Below are 3,206 nucleotides of genomic sequence, written 5' to 3' on the forward strand. Positions count from 1 at the left end.
GCCCCCAAAAATACTGATCCGTGCGTCCGAGGCTGTCCACGACACGGGTTTCGCCCTTTTCCAGGTCGTAGCTGAACTGGTAGTCCTCGCCGTCGCTGCCCCAGTGCCGTATGACCCGCCATTCGTGGTCGGGTTGCGGTTCCAGCAGGGGCGGCAGGGTGTAGGGGGTGCCGTCGGCGCGTACGGGTTGCGGGCGGATAGGCGGGACGGCGAATGTGGCCCACTGATAGTGGCGGGTCGCGCCGCTGGGCAGGGTGTGGCTGCTCAGGTAATGCTCGGGCGTATAGGTGAAGCGCCGCACGACCTGGCCACTGGCATCCAGGACTGTGCTCAAGTTGCCGGTGTCGGTATACCGGTAAGTTACCAACGGTTCTCTGCGTTCAATCTGGCTGGGTTCGTTGGGCTTGAGGTACAGCCGATCGACTTGACTGACCCTTTGTGTGTGCAGCGCGTCATAGTGCAGGTGGACGGTCAAATGGCTGACGGGATCAACCACCAGCACCAGCCGTGCGGTCTCGTCATACATAAGATTGAGGGTGTTGCGGTTACGGTCGCCGAGGCGCACCAGGCGAGAGCGTTGCGGGTTATGCGGATCGGTTTCGAAGATCTGATACAGGCCATCGTGAATGTCTTCGACTACGGTCAGGCCGTCGCCCAACTGATAGAAGCTCAGGCCGTCAAGGATGCTGACAAAGCTGTCGCCGGTGTTGAGGCGGCCCAGTTCCAAACGGCTGCCTTGGGCGTCGACATACACCCACAAATCACCACCGTCAGGGTGGGGAACCCGCACGATCTCGACGTCGTAAAACACGCTCCAGCCCGGCCCGAACAGGCCGGTGGTGCGGATGTCCTCACTGTTGTATTGGCGGGCCCACTCGATCGGCAAAGTACCCGGCAACGTGAAATCGACGTCTTCGGGGCCATTCTGGAACTTGCTGCCGGTGGAGACCGAGACCGGGTTGCCCTTGCAGCGGTGTCCGGAGACTTTTCGGGCCAGCAACATGCCGATAATCAGCCCGGCAATCATCCCCAGCTTGTTCTTGCCGCTGCGGATTTCGCGTACCACCAGCGACTCCCCGCCAATTCGCACATCCGGGGATATGTTGAGGTCTGCGTTGATCGTACCTTCACAGGTGGTCCGTTCGCTGTCCCGCGCAGCCGGTTGGCTGTTGATGAAGACTTCCCGTGAGCCTTCAGCGATGTATTGCAGGGGCATGGGCGGGTGCCGGGTGCAGGCCACTTCGTCCTGTTCGGCAGGGATCGTTCCGGGGTTGGGTTGGGTGACCACAGGCGGATTGATGATGGTGTCTACGGCTTGATACCAGCCATAAGGTGTCAGCCCTACCACGAGCGCGCCGAGTGTTTCCAATACGCCGGGTTTTACGGGTTCTGCATCGGGCACATCGCTGATTTGGTAACCCGCAGCCCGTGCTGCGGGCAGGGCGTTGACGGCCGTGTCATCGGATCCCGAAGCGATAGCCCCGGCCGGTTCGGGAGGGAAAATCAAATTGGCGACCGCATCACAACCGTCACTGATGTGCTCGGTAATGCTTTTACTGCCCACCGGGATCAAACTGGTCGCGGCTCCCAGCATCAGCCCTGCGCCAACGGCAACAGCTGTTGCACCCACCGCTGCGACCAAAGTACAGGGTGCGGCTGCCACCAGTGCCGCGGTCGCCGCTGCGTAAATGACGCCTTGGGCAACGACGCTCAAAATTTCAGCCCACACCGAGGTGTGGATAATCAGGTCCCCTGCGCGGGCAGCTTTGACTTTGTCGGCCACGAATCCGTGCTCCTTACGGCTGGTTGTTCATGGGCGCTTTCAGGCAAACCGCAGCGTGCGTTTGATCGCGCGCCAGTGGTCGCAGTCGGCGTCGGTCAATAGGCTTTTTTTGCTATAGGTGAGGGCCAACATGCGCTGTACACCGGGCACTTGGCAGACCAATTGGTACTGGTAAGAAGGGCTGGTCCCTTGCATGAATTGGATAACAACTTCCAAGCCTTCCAATAGGTTGTTTTCACCCGTATTGACGGCTTTAGGTTCGGTGCATTGAAGAGCCTTGACCTGATGCTTGAGCGCTTTCAGCTGTTGGGCATAGGTGCTGGCGAGGGAGGTGCCTTCTTCTATCGCACCGCGAGCAATGACGAGGGTGGTTTGCCGTTCCTTGAAGATGAACACGTTGAGGCTGTTGTCGTCCGGTTGGTCGTCCGGGAAGCCAATCAGCAGATCATGGGTGCGGTAGTGAGTCATGTTGCAAGCTCCTTATGGATCGGTCGGTCGTCTGGATGCTCAGGGCTCAGCGCTTGCCGAAATAGCCATCGACATCGCCCTTGATGGCCGCATCGCTGACGCCGGCGGCACTGGTGCCCGCGGCTTTACCGGTCATGTTCAGGTCGAGCTTGGCGCTGAGGCTGTTGATTTTTCCGGCCTGATTGGCGGTGATATTGAAGTTTTCGCAGGTGATATTCAGGTCGCCATTGGCGTTTAGCTCGATCACGGTTTTGCCGCATTCGAGGCGTAGTGTTGAACCGACACCGATGTAGTACTCGCCAGCAACGTGATCGTTTTTGTTGCCACCCACCTTCAGCGTGTCGTTGGTCTTCACCACGCGTAAGCTGTTGCGGCCCACGGTGATGGTTTCGTCCTGGCCTACCGCATGGGTGCGGTCAACGCCCACGGTGTGGGTCTCGTTGTTGTTGACCATCACGTTCTGGTCTTTCTCGGCATGGACGTAGATCTCTTCCACGCCCTTTTCATCCTCAAACCGCAGCTCATTGAAGCCATCGCCCTTGTGGGTCTGGCTTTTAATGGTCATGCGGGTCTTGTGTTTGGGCAGTTCGTAGGGCGGCAGGTTGGCTTCGCGGTAGGCGCGGCCGGTGGCGATTGGTTGGTCGGGGTCACCGTCGAAGTATTGGACGATCAGTTCCTGACCGATGCGCGGTATCGCCATCGCGCCCCAAGTGGTGCCCGCCCAGCCTTGGGCGACGCGGATCCAGCAAGAGCTGTGTTCGTTGTGCTGGCTGGCGCGGTCCCACGGGAAGCTGACTTTGACCCGGCCCCACTTGTCGCAGAAGATTTCTTCGCCGGACGGGCCGACCACAGTGGCGGTTTGCGGGCCGTCGATGCGCGGTTTGGGGCACAGCGGGGCTTTCCAGTCGAAGGCGGCGGGCGCCAAAGTGGCCGCAAGGTGATAGCGGGTGCCAGA

Annotated in this window: 3 protein-coding genes; all 3 read right to left on the bottom strand. The window is 60.0% G+C overall.

Annotated elements, in window-relative coordinates:
- A partial coding sequence (locus AP059_RS00205) for a DUF6531 domain-containing protein (protein ID WP_177332325.1) occupies positions 1-1,783 on the bottom strand: 1,783 nt, incomplete at its 3' end.
- Between the two features lie 39 nt (positions 1,784-1,822).
- Positions 1,823-2,251, bottom strand: a complete 429-nt coding sequence (locus AP059_RS00210) for a DcrB-related protein (RefSeq protein ID WP_059761362.1) — start codon at positions 2,249-2,251, stop codon at positions 1,823-1,825.
- Positions 2,252-2,297: 46 nt separating this feature from the next.
- Positions 2,298-3,206: type VI secretion system Vgr family protein (locus AP059_RS00215; RefSeq protein ID WP_120752296.1), on the bottom strand; the 909-nt coding region annotated here is incomplete at its 5' end.

Origin of the sequence: Pseudomonas sp. TAA207, assembly GCF_001529285.1 — a bacterium.
Taxonomy (GTDB): domain Bacteria; phylum Pseudomonadota; class Gammaproteobacteria; order Pseudomonadales; family Pseudomonadaceae; genus Aquipseudomonas; species Aquipseudomonas weihenstephanensis.